Origin of the sequence: Paenibacillus sp. GbtcB18, from assembly GCF_019091125.1 — a bacterium.
In the GTDB taxonomy this organism is placed as follows: Bacteria; Bacillota; Bacilli; order Paenibacillales; family NBRC-103111; genus Paenibacillus_F; species Paenibacillus_F chitinolyticus.
Genome location: NZ_JAGXJX010000001.1, coordinates 38873 through 59693 on the forward strand (window position 1 = coordinate 38873; position 20821 = coordinate 59693).

17 protein-coding genes and 1 pseudogene are annotated in these 20821 nt (G+C 54.4%); 13 read left to right on the plus strand and 5 right to left on the minus strand.

Annotation, left to right across the window (positions count from 1 at the left end; all coding sequences use genetic code 11):
* The first annotated feature begins 131 nt into the window (after positions 1-131).
* Together KVT34_RS00190 and KVT34_RS00195 are read left to right on the plus strand one after the other, a co-directional pair.
* Positions 132-1880: an ABC-F family ATP-binding cassette domain-containing protein gene (locus tag KVT34_RS00190; protein ID WP_217556085.1), complete on the plus strand. Its 1749-nt coding sequence runs from the start codon at positions 132-134 to the stop codon at positions 1878-1880.
* Between the two features lie 282 nt (positions 1881-2162).
* A pseudogene (locus KVT34_RS00195) lies at positions 2163-2350 on the plus strand (winged helix-turn-helix transcriptional regulator); the annotation flags it as partial.
* 164 nt (positions 2351-2514) lie between these two features.
* Here the strand turns inward: KVT34_RS00195 and KVT34_RS00200 are convergent.
* From KVT34_RS00200 to KVT34_RS00220, 5 genes are all read right to left on the minus strand, one after another.
* The gene (locus KVT34_RS00200; protein ID WP_217556086.1) at positions 2515-3219 is read right to left on the minus strand and encodes a DUF421 domain-containing protein; all 705 of its coding nucleotides are present in this window, start codon (positions 3217-3219) and stop codon (positions 2515-2517) included.
* A 471-nt stretch (positions 3220-3690) separates the two neighbouring features.
* On the minus strand, positions 3691-4389 hold the full coding sequence (locus KVT34_RS00205) for a DUF4386 domain-containing protein (RefSeq protein ID WP_217556087.1): 699 nt from the start codon (positions 4387-4389) through the stop codon (positions 3691-3693).
* Positions 4390-4761: 372 nt separating this feature from the next.
* Positions 4762-6663 carry an ABC transporter ATP-binding protein gene (locus tag KVT34_RS00210; RefSeq protein ID WP_217556088.1) on the minus strand — a complete coding sequence of 634 codons (1902 nt, stop codon included), beginning with the start codon at positions 6661-6663 and terminating at the stop codon, positions 4762-4764.
* Positions 6656-8401 carry an ABC transporter ATP-binding protein gene (locus KVT34_RS00215; RefSeq protein WP_217556089.1) on the minus strand — a complete coding sequence of 582 codons (1746 nt, stop codon included), beginning with the start codon at positions 8399-8401 and terminating at the stop codon, positions 6656-6658. Before KVT34_RS00215 ends, KVT34_RS00210 begins: the two co-directional genes overlap by 8 nt.
* 463 nt (positions 8402-8864) lie before the next feature.
* Positions 8865-10082 carry a S8 family peptidase gene (locus tag KVT34_RS00220; protein WP_217556090.1) on the minus strand — a complete coding sequence of 406 codons (1218 nt, stop codon included), beginning with the start codon at positions 10080-10082 and terminating at the stop codon, positions 8865-8867.
* Between the two features lie 208 nt (positions 10083-10290).
* Here KVT34_RS00220 and KVT34_RS00225 point away from each other — a divergent pair, with 208 nt between their 5' ends.
* The 11 genes from KVT34_RS00225 (at position 10291) to KVT34_RS00275 (ending at position 20795) form a co-directional block, all read left to right on the plus strand.
* Entirely contained in the window at positions 10291-11547 is a 1257-nt protein-coding gene (locus tag KVT34_RS00225; protein WP_309244046.1) for an MFS transporter, read from the plus strand.
* Positions 11548-11749: 202 nt separating this feature from the next.
* Positions 11750-12007, plus strand: coding sequence for an HPr family phosphocarrier protein (locus KVT34_RS00230; RefSeq protein ID WP_009677256.1), 258 nt, complete (start codon positions 11750-11752; stop codon positions 12005-12007).
* A gap of 8 nt (positions 12008-12015) precedes the next feature.
* Complete coding sequence (gene ptsP / locus KVT34_RS00235; RefSeq protein ID WP_217556091.1) at positions 12016-13770, plus strand: phosphoenolpyruvate--protein phosphotransferase; 1755 nt, start codon at positions 12016-12018, stop codon at positions 13768-13770.
* A 195-nt stretch (positions 13771-13965) separates the two neighbouring features.
* The gene (locus KVT34_RS00240) at positions 13966-15888 is read left to right on the plus strand and encodes a BglG family transcription antiterminator (protein ID WP_217556092.1); all 1923 of its coding nucleotides are present in this window, start codon (positions 13966-13968) and stop codon (positions 15886-15888) included.
* Between the two features lie 2 nt (positions 15889-15890).
* Entirely contained in the window at positions 15891-17030 is a 1140-nt protein-coding gene (locus KVT34_RS00245) for an amidohydrolase/deacetylase family metallohydrolase (protein ID WP_217556093.1), read from the plus strand.
* Positions 17014-17379, plus strand: coding sequence for a PRD domain-containing protein (locus tag KVT34_RS00250; RefSeq protein ID WP_217556094.1), 366 nt, complete (start codon positions 17014-17016; stop codon positions 17377-17379). Before KVT34_RS00245 ends, KVT34_RS00250 begins: the two co-directional genes overlap by 17 nt.
* Positions 17380-17392: 13 nt before the next feature.
* Positions 17393-17758, plus strand: coding sequence for a glycine-rich SFCGS family protein (locus KVT34_RS00255; protein ID WP_217556096.1), 366 nt, complete (start codon positions 17393-17395; stop codon positions 17756-17758).
* A 3-nt stretch (positions 17759-17761) separates the two neighbouring features.
* Positions 17762-18100 (plus strand): DUF4312 family protein, encoded by a 339-nt coding sequence (locus KVT34_RS00260; protein ID WP_217556097.1) that lies wholly within the window; start codon positions 17762-17764, stop codon positions 18098-18100.
* 77 nt (positions 18101-18177) lie between these two features.
* Positions 18178-18963: a DUF4311 domain-containing protein gene (locus KVT34_RS00265; RefSeq protein ID WP_009677250.1), complete on the plus strand. Its 786-nt coding sequence runs from the start codon at positions 18178-18180 to the stop codon at positions 18961-18963.
* Between the two features lies 1 nt (position 18964).
* The gene (locus tag KVT34_RS00270) at positions 18965-19615 is read left to right on the plus strand and encodes a DUF4310 family protein (RefSeq protein ID WP_217556098.1); all 651 of its coding nucleotides are present in this window, start codon (positions 18965-18967) and stop codon (positions 19613-19615) included.
* A 79-nt stretch (positions 19616-19694) separates the two neighbouring features.
* Entirely contained in the window at positions 19695-20795 is a 1101-nt protein-coding gene (locus KVT34_RS00275; protein ID WP_042228722.1) for a DgaE family pyridoxal phosphate-dependent ammonia lyase, read from the plus strand.
* The last annotated feature ends 26 nt before the right edge of the window (positions 20796-20821 follow it).

Below are 20821 nucleotides of genomic sequence, written 5' to 3' on the forward strand. Positions count from 1 at the left end.
GGAAAACGAGGCCTGGTCTAAGCATTGAATTCGGCAGTAAACAGTGTTAATCTGAGGTGCGGCAGACTCCGTATTCATGTTCTGCAGTACCTCTAATAAACCCCATTTCAGCTACCAAGAAAGGTAACACGATGATCAACGTTGAACACTTATCCTTTTCGTTCCCGCAAAAAGAACTGTATACCGACGTTTCGTTCACGCTTGAAGAAGGGCAGCACTGCGCCTTTATCGGAACAAGCGGCAGCGGGAAAAGCACCCTGATCGAGATCCTGATGGACCCGGAAAAGCATTTGTTCGACGGCAAGCTGGAGATCGATCCGAACTGCCGAATCGGGTACGTCAGTCAGTTCTCGCAGTTGGACCCGGCGAAAGAAATGACCGTTTTTGAATATATTAGTGAAGAATTTACCAAGATCCAAGAGAAGCTCAACGCGATTTATGCCGAAATGGCGACGACATCGGATATGGATTCGCTCATGGAGAAATATCAACTCGCTCTGGACGCGTTGGACTCGATGGGCGGGGACGATTTCGAGAGCCGCATCCATAAGAAGCTGAATCTGGCCAATCTCGCGAAGTTAAAAGACGTTAGCGTAACCTCCTTAAGCGGCGGGGAATTCAAACTCATTCAAGTCATGAAGGAAATGTTGACCCATCCGGACTTGATGATCATGGACGAACCCGATGTATTTTTGGACTTCGAAAACCTGAATTCGCTCAAAAAATTGATCAACTCTCACAAGGGCATGCTGCTGGTCGTTACGCACAACCGCTATCTTCTAAACCATTGCTTCAACAAAATCATTCACCTGGAAAATACGGAAATTCAAGAGTTTGACGGAAGCTATATCGAATATCATTTCTCGCTGCTTCAGACCAAAATCGAGCTGCAGGAGATCGCTGTTGCTGAAGCAGAAGAGATCGAGCGATATGATCACATCATCGACAACCTCAGAGCGATCGCGACTTATAATTCAGAAGCATCCAGAGGCCGAGCGTTAAAAGCCAGAGTGAAGTTCCAAGAAAGACTGGAAGCGCGCAGAATCAAAGCGCCGTTCGTCGAGATCAAGCAGCCGGATATCAGCTTCGGGATCGAGCATGAAATGGAAGACGCGGCTGTCGTAAAAGTCGATCATTATAGCGTGTCCTTCGAGGAGCTGCTGTTGGAAAACGTAAACTTCGAGATCAAATCCACGGACAAAGTCGCTATCATCGGTCCGAACGGCACCGGGAAAACGACTTTGCTGCGGGACATCTTCCGAAACCATCAGGAGTCGATCGAAGTCCATAGGGATGCGAATGTGGCTTACTTATCTCAGCTTCAAGGCGAAACGCTGCAAGATTCGAATACGATCCTGCATGAATTCATCGACGCCGGATTCAAGACTTATGACGAGGTCAGAGCGTATCTGGTGAACTACGGCTTCGAAGGAGAGATCCTTGAGCAGAAGATCGAATCGTTGTCCGGCGGAGAAAAGAACATGCTCCAATTGGCTAAAGTCGCGGCCAGTCAAGCCAACTTACTGCTGCTTGACGAACCGACGAGCCATTTGGACATCTATACACAGATCGCGTTGGAAAAAGCCATCATCGACTATAAAGGTGCGATCGTTATGGTTTCACACGATTTCTATTCCGTCGTTAACGGGATGGATTATGTGCTGATCGTTGACAATAAGACCATTCGAAAAATGAGTATGCGAAAATTCAGACAGATGATCTACGCCAGTCATTTCGATAAAGACTACTTAGAAATTGAGCAAAAGAAAAAGTCAGTCGAAATGCAAATCGAATCAGCCTTGAAAGAAACGGATTTCGAACTTGCAAAAGGATTGGTCGACGAGCTGGAAGGATTGATCAAGCAGTTGTCTGCGCTCTAGCATGCGCCACAGGCTTAGACGTTTCGGGAAGAACAATCGAATATTCGAAGAGAGGAGCTCCGCTTCAAGTGAAGCTCCTCTCTTTGTCTCAGCCTACAAGCGCCACAGCCCGAACCTCTACCCACTGTTCCGGAAATGCCAGGTAAGTCACCCCGATCATGCTCCCCGCCGGCCGATGCTCCCCGACATTCTTTTTGAATAGTCTGATTGCGGTTTCCCCGTGCTCCTGCGCATTCGTCAGATACAGCGAAGTGGACTACTATCCGAAAGGATAGCGTGAACATGGGCATTTCCGATTTGAAGGGCAAGGAAACGGTAATCCAAGACACACCGTTCGGTTATACGATGTCCGTGATCGGCGGGAAGTGGAAGATGGCGATTCTTATCTGCTGTCCGCAAAGCAGTCGGTTCGATTCAACGAAATGCAGAGACAGCTTGGAGCGGTGATGTACAAAGTTCTCAGCGCGCAGTCTGGAATAGCGTCAGGTTGAGAGGAAATAGGATTTGTATTATTGAAAGGTGTGAGCTAAAGGGGGAAAGTTGAGTACACGGAAATGTTTAATGACTTTCTATCTAAATGTAGCATTCATGTTAAATGATCCTAGGTTGAGGGGAGAGCGCAGGGAGGCCGGGGCTAATCGATAGGTTTGTCAATGTGGTCCCGATAGTAGTCAAAATACAACTGATTTTGCGTACCTCTCACGGCATAGAACACGTCGGATACGGACTTGTTCCGCTGCCGCAGCACCTGCTCCAGCCATTGGACGGTCAGCCCGTTGTGGATGAGATTGTCTTCCATGATTATGCCGTCCATAATCAGCTCGACAGGGAACGACTGGACGGCCGCGGCGTGTAGCTTCAGATCTTTGCGCGTCACCCACTCATACTCGCTTTTTTTCTTGACGGACAGCTTCCCGTGATCCTCCAAGCAAGCGTACTCGACTTCCGCCATATTAAAAATATCTTTTTCACGCAAAGATTGGGCCAGGGAGTCCAACGTGTAACGGATTTTTCGCATGTTGTCCTCGAGAATTTTGCCGTTCTCGATGACGACGGTCGGAGTGCCGGATACCAACCGGTTCCACGCCCGGTTTTTGAGCGCGATCTTGGACACGAGGAAAGAGATGCTGAAGAAGATCAGCAGCGATACGACGATGAGCCAATGGTTGAGCTTATCGTTAAACGCCAAATTCGCCGCAATGGCACCCAGCGTGATGCCGCTCACGAAGTCATGGAAGGTCATATTGGATATCGTCTGCTTGCCGAGAATTCTCGATGTGATCATGAGGAGGACAAAAGCGGCGATCGTTCGAAAAATAACTTCCACGTATGCTTGCAATGGTCGGACTCCTTTTTCCAATTTGTGGGGGTGTCGTACGGCTCGATAATAACAATATGGACGGTTGGAGCCGGGGTTATAACATTTTCGCATTGGGGGTTGCAAAGAAAGGTCAAACCATAAGAATGGCCTTAAACTTGCCGTTATAGACAACGCGAAGAACCTTATCATAAGTGACGGCAAAAAATTGGGGCGAAACGGCTCCTTAGTAACCTATCAAATCTTCCCGGCAACAATGAAATATTCCTGAGAGCTTTTCTTCAAGCAATCCGATTCGACAATTGAAAAATTCCCTTTCTCAATTGTAACGACTAGATTGCGTATTTTAAATGGTCTTATCTTCGGCGCTAGACCAACTCTGCCTGCAAAGAATAACAAGCTGCTTATAAATTTTTTTCTCCCACGCAGGGCGTTGCAGAAATCATTGATTTGCTGTTTTGTCCCAGAAACGTTCCGATGTATTCATTTTCGTTACACCTTCTTTTCTAGAACATCCACCCGGTTGAATCCTTTAAGGATTAGCCATATGGCCAAAATCAATTGTTGAGAGGCTATTGGAACGTTCAACATCATGTAGGTTGCATCGAGACCGATGAAGCGAATCATAAATAATAAGCTTGCCAATATGGACAATATAGACCCAATAAGACCCCAAACGGATAACCAACGCGGAACAAATTTTGTTCGGTAAAATATGCAGTTAAACAAGAACATCGCCAAAACAAATGTCAGTGTCGTGGCCACATGATTCACCAGATCACGTCCTTCCCGTAACACTCCACCCAAGGTCTGAAAATACGAACCATTCAGAGTTCCGAATTTTGCAAATTCGTGGCTTAAAGTCAGTAGCAACAGAAGAATGATTACACCAATAATAATGAACACACCCGCCATAATGCCGAAAGCAACAGATCCAAGAGCTAAACCTTTATGAGGCTTGCTTAAAATCGGATACATCAAAATAGGAATACCAACATAGGGAACAACCATTAACAACTGGAAAAACGCTCCTATTAGTACCTGATTTTCATTTGTAGAAGCCTTGACAAGGTAGTCTGCTCCATCTATAACAGGAACGACACTAAATATACCTGTAACCAACCCGGCTATGAATAACACCCCGGCAATCACTGCAGACCTTCTGCCTGAATTTGTACTCTTCCTCAACATAATGAACCTCCTCATTGCTTATCATCAGGAAACGATGGAGTACCGTTGGGGTTACACACCTTTCTTTGTTTGCATGGCTGCTCGACACTTCCATGATACTAAACAAAGAGGGTGTTTTCTGTCGAAAGAAGAAAAAATATTGCATGAACTCTTAAAGCCGCATGGAGTTCAGGTTAATTCGAGACTGCGAAAGTTGCAAGCGGAGCTCCGTGGAGATTGGCGTCCCCTCCCTTGCAGGCCTGATATGGATTCTGTATGTGTAACCCTGCCTCGCTGCAGTGACGGAAGCAAACTGGCGCAAAAAGACCCGCAGCCAGCGTTCGTAACCGAACGTGAGGCTGCGGGTCTTTTTTATACAAGCGGGCAGAAGACTCAGGAACCGATCGCCTGCATGCCCCGCGAGTGACGGTACAGCTCCTCGTAGTAGCCTTTCTTGGCCAGCAGCTGCCTGTGGGTGCCTTCCTCCACGATCTCACCGTGCTTCATGACAATGATCCGGTCGGCGTGCATAATCGTGGACAGCCGGTGGGCGATGAGCAAGGACGTCCTGCCTTCGGAGACGACGGAGAGCGCCTTTTGCACGAGCTGCTCCGTATGGGAGTCGAGGTTGGCCGTAGCTTCGTCGAGTATGAGAATTCTCGGTTTGAATACGAGAATGCGCGCGAACGACAGAAGCTGTCTCTCGCCGGCCGAGAGGCCGCTGCCGCGTTCCGAAAGCTTCGTGTCATACCCGTTCTTGAGCCGGGTGATGAGCGGATGGGCGCCGACCGCCTTACAAGCGGCGATCACCTCATCGCGGCTGATTTCTTGCCGGAACAGCCGCACGTTGTCGAGGATCGTCCCGGAGTACAGGTACGGCTCCTGCTGGACGAGCCCGATCATCCGGTGAAGCGTATCCTGCGGAATGCGCCGGATATCGGTTCCGTCGATCGTGACGCTTCCCGCGTTCACGTCATAGAAGCGGGTAAGCAGGGAGATCAGCGAACTTTTGCCGGCTCCTGTCGTTCCGACAATCCCGATCATTTCCCCCGGTTTGATGTGCAAGTCCAGATTCCGGAGGACCTTGCTTCCCTCCACATAAGAAAAATCCACGTGATTATAGTCGATTTTTCCGGCTGTTTTTTTCCAGTCGACTTCGGCTTTATCTTCGCCGGCAGGTTCTTTTACATCGGGTTCCGTGGAAAAAATGTTCCACAGCCGCTCCATCGAAACGGAGGTCGATTGCAGAGTATTCCACTGCTGGGTGATCTGGTTGATCGGCTGAAAAAACTGGCGGATGTAAGTAATAAACGCGTAAAGCACACCGAATTCGATGCTGTCGCCGAGAAAAGCGAGTCCCCCTAGCCACACGAGAAGTGCGACGGATATGTTGCCGAAAGTATCGAAGGACCGGTTGAATAGCACGTTCGTGCGGATTTCTTTCAGGTTGGCTTTCAAGTACTGCCCGTTGCGGTCGCTGAAACGTCCGAACTGCTCATCCTGCTGGTTGTACGTCTGAATCAGGCTCATCCCGGCGAGATTTTCAGCCAGATAAGCGATGAGACGGGACAACTGCGCCCGGGTCTCTTGGTAAGCTTTTCGCAGCATGGAACGGAAAAGGACGGCGATCAGCGCGATGACCGGCAGAAGAAGCATGCTGTACCAGGCGAGTGTGGCGTCCAGTTGAAACATGAAAAAGATGATAAGCACCAGGGTCATCCCGTCCCGGACTAGACTGAGGAATACCTGAGTGAAAAACTGGCTGATCGTCTCGGTATCGCTCGATTCGAGCGTGACCAGGCTCCCGATCGGATAACGGTCGAAGAAAGACATCGACAGTTTCGAGATATGAGCGAACAAATTTTTGCGGATACTGGCGACGATGCTTTGCCCGGCATACTGGAGCAGGTTGTTCTGGATATAGGTAAAAGCAAAGTTGACGACGGACAGCCCCAGGTAAAAGAGGCCGATGACCACGAGGGGCCGCATGGCTCCGCTTCCGCCGAAAAGGTGGTCGTCGATAGCGATTTTGACCAGATACGGCTGCAGCAGCTCGGCCATAATGGCGATCAGCGAGCAGAAAAAAATACCGATGAACGTGAGCTTGTGCGGCTTGGCATACGTGAGCGTCGCTTTAAATGCGGCGAGTCTGCCCGGGCGCGGGCTCTCTTTCTGTTTATGGGCTCCGCTGCTTTCCGCGGTATCCGCCGTTTGCCCGGGCCCCTCAGTTCCGGTCGAACCGGTGGAAGCGCTCCCCTTTGGGGCGCTTGCTTCCGGTGATTTCGGATCAGGCATGCCGGGTTCCCTCCTCCTGAATCTGATACAGGGAAGCATACAAGCCCGGACGGGCGAGCAACTCCTTGTGCGTACCCCGCTGCACGATGCGGCCTTCATCCAGGACGATGATCTCGTCGGCATGCTTGACCGCACTGATCCGGTGCGCGATGATCAGCGTTGTTTTGTCGCGGTGGGCGGCGCGGATTTGGCGGACGATGTTCGTTTCGGTCACGGCGTCCACGGCGCTTACGCTGTCATCGAGAATGAGGATGGGCGCCCGCTTCATGAAGCCGCGCGCCAGACTCGCTCTCTGGCGCTGACCGCCGGACAAGGTGATGCCGCGTTCGCCGAGTTTCGTTTCGAACCCGCGCGGCAGTTCCGTAATGCTGCTGTAGATCTGCGCCTCGCGCGCGGCCTGCTGCATTTCGTCGTCCGCCGCATCCCGTTTGGAGAAGGCGATGTTGTCCCGGATCGTCGTGCTGAACAGAAAGCCGTCCTGCGGGACATAGGCGATCTGCGAGCGCAGGCTTTCGAGCGTCACCCGGCGGATATCGTGGCCCCCGATATAAATCGTGCCCGCGGGCGGATCGTAAATGCGCAGGAGCAGCTTGACGAGCGTTGTTTTGCCGCTCCCCGTGCGTCCGATGATGCCGAGCGTCCTGCCCGGCTCCACTTTCAGGTCGATGGCTTCCAGAGCGCGGCGATCCGAACCGGGGTAGCAGAAGGATAGTCCGCGGATTTCCAGTTCTCCCGCACCGTTTTCCAGATGCGCCGCTTTTGCCTCCTCCCGGATATCGGGCTTTACGGCCAGCAGGTGATTGAGCCGTTCCAGCGACGCGCGCGAACGCTGCATCATATTGATCACGTTGCCGATCTGCTGCAGAGGCGTCATCATCATCCGTAAGTAGAAAGTAAGGGACACGAAGCTGCCGAGCGTAATTTGGCCGTGCAGCGTCATATAGCCCCCGGCAAGAATGGCAATGATCATCGAAAAAGAGCCCATCAGGGGAAGAAGGGACTGGAAAAGCGACGACATCCGGACGAGCCGAAGCTGTTTTTCCCGGATATCATCGACGTTCCGGCCGAAACGCTCGTAGGCGATTTCTTCGGCCGCGAACGTTTTGGTCACGCGGATACCGCCGAACTGTTCCTCGGCCGATTCGGTCATCGTGGCGAGCGATTCCTGTACCTCAAGAGACCGGGAGCGGATGCGCGGCCCGAGGAAAACGACGATGAACGGAATAAGAGCCATAGGCGCGAGACTCAGCGCTATTAAGCTGAAAGGAATAGAACTGAAGGACATCATGACAAAAGCGGAGAGAATAAAGAAGATGGCATTGGTGGTCTGGTTGACTCCGTTCGAGATGGACTCTCGGACTGCCGTCACGTCGTTCATGACGTAACTGAGGAGCTTGCCGACACCGTGCCTGGAGAAATAATGCTCGCTGAGCGTGGAGAAATGACGGAACAGCTTCTGCCTCGTCGCGTATTCGAACCTGCGTCCGAGCCGGGCGTTCGTATACTGGCCGACGCCGAAAAGCACTCCGTAGGCCACACCGATTCCGAGAAGCTGTAAGCTGTAGCCGGCAATCGTGTGGGACGTGGCGACCTTCAGCTGCAGATCGTCCGTAAATTCTCCCAGAACCCGGGGGAAAAACGATTGCACCACGTTAGACAGGATAATAAAGGCGACCCCGACCGAATACAATCCCAGGTTCGCTTTCACATAATTCCGAAGCAGCCTCTGACTGCCCATGCCACCACCTCCTCAGGGATAAACTCATTTCTTTATTGTAAAGGCCAACGGAAAAAACGGGCAAGGCAGCTAGAGTGTCATATAGGCTGAAATGAGACCGTACGGCGGACAAAACGGGCTGAAAGCGATTTATTTCCGAGAAAATCGAAAGATTTGGAGAAGGTCTCCAATTAAAGGACGGAGGAGGGCTGAAATACAGAGGCCGGACAATAAAAAGCACGACAATAAAAAGCCCCCGCGACGGGAGCTTTTCTCTCGTGCATTCCTAAAACGAGGGGAACGCCGCAAGAATGGCGGGCTTTCATGCAAGGCGGCACGACCGGTTTCGCAAACTTCACCTTAAACGGCCCAGTAACCTCATATTCGGCATAAACATACAGCCTCTCCGTACGTCCTGTGGTTGACCACCGTCATGTGACGCCGAGTACCGCGCGCTGGGAGCTTCGCGCGCCTGCCGCTCCCCTTAGGAGCGTACCGCTCGGTCCGCGTTGACCCGGCCGTACACCCAGTACGTCCCCGTTCCGTAAATCGGATCGGCATTAAACAGAATCGCGTCGCGGATTTGCGCATTCGTACGACCTTGCCCCGCGAGGAGAGCGGCCACACCCGACACGTGGGGGGCGGACATGGACGTGCCGCTGAGATAGGCGTAGCTGGAGCCGGGGAACGTCGAGAGGATCGCCGTTCCGGGCGCGGCGACCTGCACCCAGCTTCCGCGGTTGGAGAAAGAGGAGATGTTGTCGGCCGAATCTGTGGAAGCCACCGAAATGACCGTCGAATAGGCGGCCGGATAGTTGGGTGTCGTGCTTCCGTCGTTCCCCGCCGAAGCCACGATGACCGAGCCTTTGCCCCAGGCGTAATCGAGCGCGTATTGGAGAGTTGTCGAGGCGTATGGGGAGCCGAGACTCAGGTTGATGACCTTGGCGCCGAAGAAGGAGGCGTATATGATCGCGTTGGAGATATTGCTTACCGTTCCGCTGCCGGAGTTGTCAAGAACACGGATTGGCTGAATGGAAGCGAGCGGGGCGACGCCGGCGATTCCGATCCCGTTGTTCGTAACGGCGGCCGCGATGCCCGCCACATGGGTGCCGTGTCCGTTGCCGTCACTCGGATTCGGATCATTGTCCACGTAATCGTAACCGGGAACCAGATGCGCGACCAGATCCGGATGCGTCAGTTCGACTCCCGTATCGAGGACGGCGATGACGACCGAACTGGCGCTTTGCGCCACATCCCATGCCGAGGGGGCCGAAATTTTTTGCGGACCGTACTGATAGAGGCTGAAATAAGGATCGTTAGGGATAGCAAATGCATGCACATCCGAGGAAGATTGCCCTTTCCCGGGCTTCTTGCCGCCGGAAGGCGCGGGCTCGAACGCCTGATACATATAGTTTAATTCGGCATACTCCAGCATCTCATGTTTTTCATAGCGTTTGATCGTTTTGAGAAGAGGCTGCTTCGTGAACAGAACCTGGTGACCGAGCGTGCCGCATTGTTCCACGACTTTGCATTTGTATTTTTTATGAAGGTTTGCCATAAGTTCTTCCGGAGTTTCCGGTTTGAACTTTACGATGAGCTGGCAGGGCCGATGGGGTTCCTTAGGCCGTTCTTTTTTGCGGAAAATGAAATAAACAACAGAGGCTGAGACGATGAAAGCGAGCACGGAGATCAAAGTCGTCATGGATCATTCCTCCCGGATTCGATTAGAAATCTCTCTATGTTATGAACCGCTAGATTGAGAGGATTGGGGGGGGTGTCCCTTTATAAAAAATAATCGCGTATATTTAACAAATTTAATGATGGACGCGCTTACAACTTATGCTTATAATGCGGAAAGAGCCTGAGAATCGGAAAATTTTCCAGATTGATCGGATGCTTAAGCCGGAAGGGTGAATCCGTTGTCGACGAACATACGAAAAATGCTGATCATGAACTTTGTGTCGTCCATTATTTTTATTTACATCGGGATTTTCGTGAACCTGTATATCTGGCAGGCCAATACCAGCATTTTTGAAATTTCCTGGTTCAACATGGTGATGTTTTTCGGATGGGGATTTTCGTTCGTTCTCGGGGCGAAGCTGCTCTACCACCGAACGATCCGCCTGCTGCTCGCTCTGTCCGCATTCGGAGGCGCGGCCGCATTTAGTATGCTGACGTTTCTTACGCTGGAGAACCGGGTTCTGTGGATCGCCCTGATCGGATTTCCGGTCGGTCTCATGTGGGGGTTCTATACGGTTGCCCAAAATCTAAGCGTTTCTTTTTCGGGGAAAGGAACTGAAATCGCCTCTTTTTTTGCGGCAAACAATCTCATCGCGTCGATTCTGTCCATGGTTATTCCTATTATTTCGGCCCAATTTATCAGTTGGTTCGGGTATGAAAGCTCGTTTGTTCTGATGTTTGTCTTTCTGATCGTCATGCTGGTTTTCTCGGCTACGATGCCCCGTATCGCACTGCCGAGAACGGAAACGCCCCGGCTGGGCTTCTGGCAGCAGCTTCAGTGGAAGCGGGTTTTCGGCGACCGCCATTCCGTCTGGCTGATCCTTTCGATATTGGCCGGAGGCGTATTCCTTCAGTTTCAAAACCTGTTTACGCTTGTCTTCACATTCACGGTCACCCAGGATAAGCTGCTGATCGCCCTGCTGAATCTGCTGTATACGGGTGCGGCTTTTCTGGGGCTTATTCTGTACCGCAAGTTCAAATGGAACGATCATTTCTGTCTCTGGCTCGGCGTTCTTCTGCTGTCGGCCGGGTTTGTGATCGCGATGTTTCCCCTTAAACCGCTGCTGATCCTCTCGAATGTGCTTACGGCGTTCGGCATGTTTTTCTTTGCGATGATCTGGAACGCTCAGCAGTTTCAATGTATTGAGGACTACGCTCCGGGCCGGAAAGCGGCCTTCCTTATTTGGCGGGAGAGCATGTTGGTCGGCATGCGGATTGTGCTGCTCGTATTCATTATGTCTTTGGATAAACTGGAGGGCTGGCTGTACATCTCCATTATCGGCGTCACGCTCGCCAGTCTGATTTCGATTCCGGTCGTTCAGGCGAAAGCGGTCAGGCTGATGGCCAACGGCCCGAAAAAAAGCGAGGGCACGGAACCTCTCGGAGAGGAAGGAAATCTGCCTCGGCCGCCTACTTTCTCTGCCTGATTTCCCTGTAAAACGGGACCGGAATAACCGGATTTGGGACTATCTTCCCAGATCCGGTTTTCTTTTTGCACCGAGGATGGTGCAAAAGGTTTGATCTTTTCAGTTGGAAGCGGTTGCGTTATCTTGGGCTTACAGGAACCTTTCCTTTACAAAATGTTTAAGCCATACAGAAACCGTTTTAATTCGGAAGGAGATACCACAGATGGAGAAAGAGTTTTCCGTACAGAATCCGTTAGGTATTCACTCGCGTCCCGCAGGGGCACTTATGAAAAAAGCAAAAGCGTTTACATGCGACATTACGATTGCCAAGGGCGACAAGAGCGTCAATGCGAAAAGCATCGTCGGACTGCTTTCTTTGGAAATGCGTTACGGCGATAAAGTAACGGTCAAAGCTTCCGGCGAGCAGGAAGAAGAAGCGGTGAACGAGCTGGGAACCATGCTCGAATCCGTACTTGAATAGGTGACCGCATGATAGAGGAGAAAGTAACCGAAAGCGTGAAGGGCATCGCGGCCGCTCCCGGCTATGCGATGGGGAAAGCGCATTTATGGCAGCCGCAGGCTGAAAAAGCCCAGCGCAGAACGCTGGCGGAAGAGGAAGTCGCAGCCGAGGTTGCCAGGCTGGAAGAGAAGACAAGGGAGGCGCTTGACGAGCTTCAGTGCCTCAAAGAAGAAACCGCTCTCAAACTGGGCGAAGCTCACGCCGAAATTTTCGAGACGCACATGCTGCTGCTCGAAGACGACGATTTCGTCGGGGCGGCGGCCGAAGCCGTCCGCTCGGAGCGGCTGAACGCCGAAGCGGCCGTGGAAGACGCGGCGAAGGCGCTTGTGGAGCTGTTCGAGAACATGAGCGACGCGTACATGCGCGAACGCGCCTCGGACATCCGCGATGTGGCGGGCCGCCTCCAGCGCCTGCTGCGCGGGGAATCCGCCGGCGATATCGGCGGCGTGGGCGAAGCGGTCGTCCTATTCGCCCATGACCTTACGCCGTCGGATACGGCGCGGCTCGACCGCAGCCGCATCGCCGGCTTCGTTACGGCGGTGGGCGGCCGCACCTCGCACTCGGCGATTATGGCCCGCTCGCTGGAAATTCCGGCGGTCGTCGGCATGGGCGCGGGGGCGGAGCGGGTACGGCCCGGCGACTACGTGATCGTGGACGGGGGCGAAGGCACCGTCTACATCAACCCCGATGCCGAGCTGCTGGAGCTGTACCGGAGCAAGCAGCTCCGGTACGAAGAGCGCCGCGCGCGGCTGGGCGCCTACATCGGACGCCCGACGGAAACCGCAGACGGGCATCATGTGGAGCTTGCCGCCAACATAGGCAGCCCGCAGGACGCCCAGGCCGCCAGAGACGGCGGGGCCGAAGGCATCGGGCTGTACCGTACGGAGTTCCTGTACATGGGACGCGATACGATGCCGACGGAGGAGGAGCAGTTTCTGGCCTACAAGATCGTGGCCGAAATGTTCGCCGGCCAGCCGGTCGTCATCCGGACGCTGGACATCGGCGGAGATAAGGAACTTCCTTACCTGAGTCTGCCGAAGGAAGCGAACCCGTTCCTGGGCTACCGCGCGATCCGCCTCTGCCTGGACCGGAAGGATCTGTTCCGCACGCAGCTGCGCGCGATACTCCGTGCGAGCGCTTACGGCAATGTGAAGATCATGTATCCCATGATCTCGAACATCGAAGAGCTCCGTCAGGCGAATGCGGTCCTGGCCGAAGCGAGAGCCGAGCTGGACGCCGAGGGCGTGAAGTACGCGCAGGACGTCGAGGTAGGCATCATGATCGAGGTGCCGGCGGCGGGCATGGCGGCCGACCAATTGGCGCGCGAAGCCGACTTCTTCAGCATCGGCACCAACGATCTCGTGCAGTACATGATGGCGGCGGACCGGATGAACGAAACGATCGCGCATTTGAGCGAACCGTTCAATCCGGGGGTGCTCCGGCTGATCCGCCACGTCATCACGGCGGCGCATGCGAAAGGCCGCTGGGTCGGCATGTGCGGCGAAATGGCGGGCAGCGTCGTCGCGATCCCGCTGCTGCTCGGCATGGGGCTGGACGAGTTCAGCATGGGAAGCGGCTCCGTCGCTACGGCGCGGGCGCTTATGCACAAGCTGAACCGGAGCGAGCTCAGCCGTCTGGCGGACGAAGCCCTGGAACTGGATACGGCCGAAGACATTCGCCGGCATATCATAAACCGGGTTCCGGCCGTGGCCGAGTGGCTGTAAACTTTTGCACAGGCCGGCCCGATATACCGGTAAGTCTATAAATACCTCCAATTGAAACAACGCACGCTTACGGGTGAAATCGGCGGAAACTGCGGATACAGTATCGCGGCGGGAAAGGTCTTGTTTTTCTTCCGTACCGGCGGGCGGGTAGTGGTACAATAGACGTTAACAGGATGAATATGCAGGAGGGCTATCATGACGCTCACAACGCGATCTCGTGCACTGCTCAAAAAAATCGTCTATTCCCACAGTCCGCTCCGCATCAAGGAATGTGCGGAAGAGTTTCAAGTCAGCGAACGAACCGTGAAATACGATCTAGAATCCATCCGGCTTTGGCTCCAGCAGGAGCAGATTGAACTGCTGTCGAAGCCGAGCCGGGGGATCTGGATCGACTGCAGCGATACGGACCGCATTCATCTGCTGGAGAAGCTGGATGCCGTCGGCGAGCACGTCTTTCTGAACCAGCAGGGGCGGATGAGGCATATGCTGATCGATCTGCTGCTGCTGGACGGGTACCTCACCATCGGCGAGCTCGTCGCAAAGCACGATGTAAGCCGGAACACGGTTCAGGCGGATTTGGCTCTGGCCGATCAATTGCTTGCGGGCTCGGGACTGACGCTGAACCGCACCCGGCATGGAATCCGGGTAAGCGGTTCCGAAATGAGAAGGCGGGGAGTGCTGGAGCATGTGATCCAGGACCTGCTGGACGGCAACGACATGTTCCAGATCGTGCAGGGAGTCGTGCAGGAACGGCGTCCGCATCTTCACTTCAGCAAGCTGCTGGAATGGTTTCTGCAGCCGGTGCGCGACCTCGACCGCGTGTTCGAGGATGTGGGCTCCCTGGTCCGCGAGATCCGGGAGAAAACCCAGCTGCTGCTGACGGACAATGCGATCATCGGGGTGTTTATCCGGCTCTGCATCGTCATTCAGAGGCAGCGCCCGGAGGAGGAACAACCGGCCGCCGATTCCGGCGAACGCCCCGTCGCCTCCGATCAGCGGTCGCTGGCCGGCTATCACCTCAGCATCTCGGATTTATTCCGGCAGAAGCTGACGGGGCTGTTCGCGGAGCTGGAGCTTCCTCTTTCGGAGGAGAACATCCGCTACGTCAGCCTCCCGGCCATCGGTCTGATCCCCCCGCTGCTTCAAGCGCGGGATGAAGAAGGGGCACAGCTGCCCGACGCTTTTGCCGTGACAAAGAAGCTGATCGATATCGTGAGTGAGTCGGTTCACGTCCGGTTCCGCAAAGATCCGGATCTCATGCAGCACCTGCATGCGCATATCGCAGACAAACTGAACAAGTACAGCTACGGAGTCGCGGAGCCGAATCCGCTGCTTCAAGAAATACTCCGATCTTACCGGACCATGTTCGAAACCGTGAGATCCGCCTGCGGTGAAGTATTTTCCCCTTACGGCATTCTGTTGTCGGACTCGGATATCGCTTATATTGTTCTGCACTTTCAGGCCGCTTTCGAACGCAGGCAGGAAGTTCAGCAGTACCGGGCGCTGGTCGTATGCGGAACCGGCCGGGGGACGTCGAAGCTTTTGAAGACGGTCATCGAAAATGAAATCAAGACACTCCAGGTCGCGGCTTTCTGTTCCGTGATGGAGTTCGACAAGCAGGTTGTCGGCGATTTCGATCTGGTCATCAGTATTTTCCCGATTGAAGCGCACGTCCCCGTCGTGGTAGTCAATCCGATTCCGGATAAGAACGATTTCAAATCGATCCGGCTTAGGCTTGAAAACTTGGAGAAGCACGGGGGTGCGAAGGGCGCGTCGGCAGGCCGGTCATCGAGTCTGCAGCGGCCCGAGCTTTCCTATCTGGAGCAGAAATTCCAGGATATCATCTGGAAAGGCTTCGAACTGAGCCGGGCAATCCGGACACGTTTCGCTCCGTATCTGAATGAAGAGAGACTCGAAGGCTTGACGCTTCATCTGCTTTTTATGATGAACCGCATCGCATTCGATACGGCTTATATCCAGACGGGCTCCGCTCCTTCATCCGAAGGGGTGGAAGGCGAGCTGGCGGAGGAATTAAAAATGCTGCTTTCCGAGCATCGCATCCACGCGACGGAAGGCGAAGTAATGGCCATTCTACGGTATTTTGAGAGGAGTGCGTAACCATGAAAGCGGATTTGTTGATCCACGGAGGAACAGCAATCGATCCATCCACAGGAATATCCGGTGCATTTGATGTTGCGGTCAGCGGAGGGAAAATCACAGGTGTTTTCAAGCCGGGTACGGCTGTCGTCGAGGCCGGGCAAACGCTCGATGCTTCGGGGAGTTATGTATCGCCGGGCTTCATTGATATTCATACCCACATTTATGAAGGCGTGCCTGCCATGGGCGTAGCCCCTGACCGCGTCGGAATCGACCAAGGGGTAACGACCGTGGTCGACGCCGGCAGCTCGGGAGCCGCCAATTTCGACGATTTCGTCCGCAGAAGCATCGAGCCGAGCAAAAGCCGCGTTTACGCCTGGCTGAATATCTCGGCGCCGGGCCTCGTCGAAGGACGTTCGGAGCTCGCCGATCTGACCAAGTTGGACCCCAAGGAAGTCCTGGCGGTTATCGAGCGCAACCGGAGCGCTATTATCGGGATCAAGGCCCGCATGAGCGGCTCGGTCGTCAAAACGAGCGGTATCCGGCCTCTGGAGATCGCCAAGGATACGGCGAGGGAAGCCGGTCTTCCGGTGATGGTCCATATCGGCAACGCCCCGCCTCAGCTTGGAGACGTGCTGGATCTGCTGGAAGCGGGCGATGTGGTTACGCATGCCTTCCACGGCAAAGCGGGCGGCATCCTGAGCCCGGACGGAGGCCTGATTCCGCAGGCGGTCCGCGCGCTTGAACGCGGCGTCCTGTTCGATGTCGGACACGGAAGCTCCAGTTTCAGCTTTGACACGATGACTAAAGCAAAGGAACTGGGAATCGACCCGTACTCCATTTCCACGGACTTGTATCTGGAAAACCTGGAGCGTGGACCGGTTTACAGCCTCGCCCTCACAATGACGAAGCTCCTGGCGATGGGATATTCCCTGGAGCAGGTGGTAGCCTGGTCCACCGTGGCCCCGGCCAAAGCCATTCAGCGTGAAAACGAAATCGGTACCCTCCGCGAAGGCGCCGAAGCGGATATCACCGTATTCCGGCTTGTGCAGGAGCCCGTTTCCCTTACGGATTCGGAAGGCACAACGGTCCGATACGACCAGCAGCTGCTGCCGCAATATACTTTAAGAGCTGGAGCGATACATCATGTACAACATAAATGAAGTCCTGGAAGAAATTCCGCAAAAAACGGAAGCTTCTCCCGAAAAACTCGAAGCGGTGAAAGACCTGTTAACGAAACTTCGCCCGATGTCGCAAGAGATCGGGCTTAGTATTCCGCATACGAAAGCCGTCATTATCGGCATTCATCTTCTCGCTTTCCTGAGAAGAGTCGATCAGGACGAATATTTGCCGGAAATCGAGCCGGAGATGTTCGAGGAGATCAGCGCGGAGTCCATAGATCTCAGCAAGCGCTTGTTCGCAGACTACAACATGCCGCCGCAAAGGAAACTGGATGACGCCGAGATATTCTTCCTGGCCGTTCATTTCGAAGCGGCGAAAACTAACCTTTAAGGAGTGAAAGTTCATGGAAAACAAAGTGAAAGTAGTTATCGGTGATCGTCTCGGCAAAGGCCAGAACGTGGCAAAAGGGGTAGAGGCTGCGGGCGGCATCGCGATTGTGATTCCGGGCGTAGGCGCTGACATGAAGCTCGGCGACGTGATGAACAAGGAAAACGCGGATTTCGGCATTTCCTTTTGCGGAAGCGGCGGAGCGGGTGCGGTTACGGCGAATACCAAATACAAATATCCGATGGAATTCGGCATGCGTTCCATTGATGCGGGCGTTACGGCGATCCGCGAAGGTAAAAAAGTTCTTGGGTTCGGTTTCATGGATGTCGAAGAACTCGGCCGCCGTCTGACCGAAGAATATATCAAGAAAAACGGGAGGTAAACCATGTTTCAGGAAAAGCCGTTAACACTCGTCGTAAGCGGGATATCGGAAACCAAGCAAGGAGCTTTTCAACAGGCTCTGACCCGCATGAAAAGCCAAATTTCAAAGGAGACGTCAGATGTGCTTCTGCAAATCGAGCCTCAGGATGTGGAAGTCGTTTCGGCCCATTTGACGCAATACCGTGAGAAGTTTCTCGGATTCTTATTTCCGCGGACGAGAACTCGTTACGAGGTGACTCTGCGAATAACGGTCAAACTGAAATATGTAAACCTTTCGGAAGTGGAATTTACAGAAAATAAAGAGAACCTGAGCAAGTATCAGCGTCTGCTTCATATGCGCTGAGCTGCCGGGGCAGCTGTTTTGTGTGAGGATAGAGAGAACTGGAGACCACCTGTATACTGAAGTTTTGGGGGATACACATGAACACATTGATGATCGTATTTGAGTCCATTATTATCGGACTCCTGGTCGGTTTCGGGGTCGGAGCCGGCGCAGCGCGGATGTTCCACGCACCGAACGTGCAGGGAATGGGCGCGTTCCGCACTTTCGGCGAGTTGAACGCCTGCGAAGGCGACGCCGTCGCTCACTTCTCGTTCGGCCTCGGCTTCCTGTTCAACGCCTGGGCATCCGTCGTGGGCGCAGGCGCCCTGACCCAGGACGTCGACCACCGGATCATTCCGCACTGGTCGGCCGCTGCGCTGCTTTCCCGCAACAAAAAGCTGGAGGAAACTCTCCACGATCCGCGTAAAATGGCTTGGGCCGGCGCGATCATCGGCGCGGTAGTTGTCGCGCTGCTGAACTCGACAGCCGCAGCAATTCCGGCTTCGCTGCAATCCGTGGCGACGAAGGTTCTTGTCCCGGCGGCGAACTGGCTGATCAATCCGATCATGCCGATCGTATTCTGGACCGCAGCCATGGATGCGGGCAAACGGACCGGCGTATGGGCGACTATGCTCGGCGGTTTCTCCCACCTCGTTATGGGCAACGCCGTGCCGGGTATCGTGCTGGGGATTCTGATCGGTAAAGGCGTAGACGACAGCGGTTGGAACCGGATCACGAAGACCATGCTCGTTGCCGTTATCCTGCTGTTCATCTTCAGCGGCTTCTTCCGTGCGTTTGACGTGGCGCTTCTTAAGAGCATGAGCCTGACAACGCCGCAGTGGCTTATCGACCTGCACGCATTCTTCGGATCGGTGGTGAAATAACATGGAAAACAACTTGCAAAAAGGCTTCTGGTATTCCGAGTGGGCATTTGTTTTGTTCGTCGCTTGTCTTTCTTCTGGGATTTTTGCCGGAACTCACTTATACTATGTATATCATGTAGGCGCTTTTAACGATATCGCGATCGTCGCCATGCTGGAAGCCGGTCTGAAGGGCGGCAGCTACGGGGCCGCAGCGGCATTCGGCGCAAGCTTCCTGTTCGCCCGTATTCTCGAAGCCCCTCTGGTCGGTATCCTCGACATCGGCGGCTCGCTTCAAACCGGAATCGGCATCGGTGTGCCGGCCCTTATGCTAGGCGCGGGCATGACGGCACCGCTCACGAATTTCCCGCTGGCTCTTCTGACAGGCGCCGTACTCGGCGTAGCCGTGGGCGCAGTCATCATCCTGATTCGTAAGTTTACGATCAACGCCTCGAATTCAACGTTCGGAGCGGATGTCATGATGGGTGCGGGGAACGCCTCCGGGCGTTATCTGGGCCCGCTGATTGTCATCTCCGCCGTTATGGCTTCCATTCCGGTCGGGATCGGCGCAACTATCGGCGCGGCTATTTTCTACTATTATAAAAAGCCGATCGCCGGCGGCGCGATTATCGGAGCCATGATCCTCGGCGCGATCTTCCCGATCGTAACGAAATAAAGCGAGATTGGCGAAAGTTAGCTCTGCACGACAAGATGTTCATACCATGGATTCAAATCAAGGATAGAGGAGAGAGACCATGAGTATCTTTGAGCGTTACGGTTGTAAGCAAGTCATCAATGCAAGCGGTAAAATGACTGCACTCGGAGCCAGCGCCGTCCACAAAGATGTGGCGGCGGCGGTTGCCGAGGCGGCAATGGACTACGTGGACATCAGCGAGCTGATGGTGCAGGCCGGCAAGGTCATCGCCGAAGTGACGGGCGCCGAAGACGGCTGTCCGACCACGGGCGCGGCCGGAGGCATCGCGATTTCGGTCGCGGCCGTTATCGCGGGCACAAGCCTGTCGCTGATCGAGCGTATTCCGCTCACCGACGGCCTCCGCAACGAGATCATCATCCAGAAAGGCCACTCCGTCCATTTCGGAGCGTCCATTCCGCAGATGATCGCGATCGGCGGCGGCAAAGTCGTCGAGGTTGGCCAAGCCAACCACGTGGAGAAAGACCACATCGCGGAAGCGGTCACGGACAAAACCGCCGCCCTGCTGTATGTGAAATCTCACCACGCGGTGCAGAAGGGCATGCAGTCCATCGAAACGATGGCGGCGATCGCCAAGGACAAAGGCATTCCGCTTATCGTGGACGCGGCCGCCGAAGAAGACTTCCGCAAGTACGTCGCGATGGGCGTGGAGATCGTCGTGTACAGCGGCGGCAAAGCCCTTGAAGGCCCGACGTCCGGCTTCATCTGCGGACGCGCGGACCTGATGGTTGCCTGCCGGGCGCAGTACAAAGGCGTCGGCCGTCCGATGAAGATCGGCAAGGAGGGCATCATCGGCCTCCTGACGGCGCTCCGCCGTTACGACAACCGTCCGGACGAATCCCAGCAGCAGCGTGAGCGCATGGAATGGCTCATCGCGGAGCTGAAAGACGTTCCCGGCGTGAAGGGTGCCATCACTCAGGACGAAGCCGGACGCGCCATCTACCGCGCGCAGCTCACCATTGACGCGAAAGCCGCCGGCAAAACCGCATACGAGCTCATCAAGGAGCTCGAATCCGGCAGCCCGGCCGTGTACACGCGCAACCATTACTCCAACCTCGGAATCATCAGCGTGGACCCGCGTCCTCTGCTGGAAGGACAGGAGCGCGTGATCGCGCAGAGAATCAAAGAAATTCTGCAAGCCTAGTTTTTAAAACCCCCTTAAAGATAAAG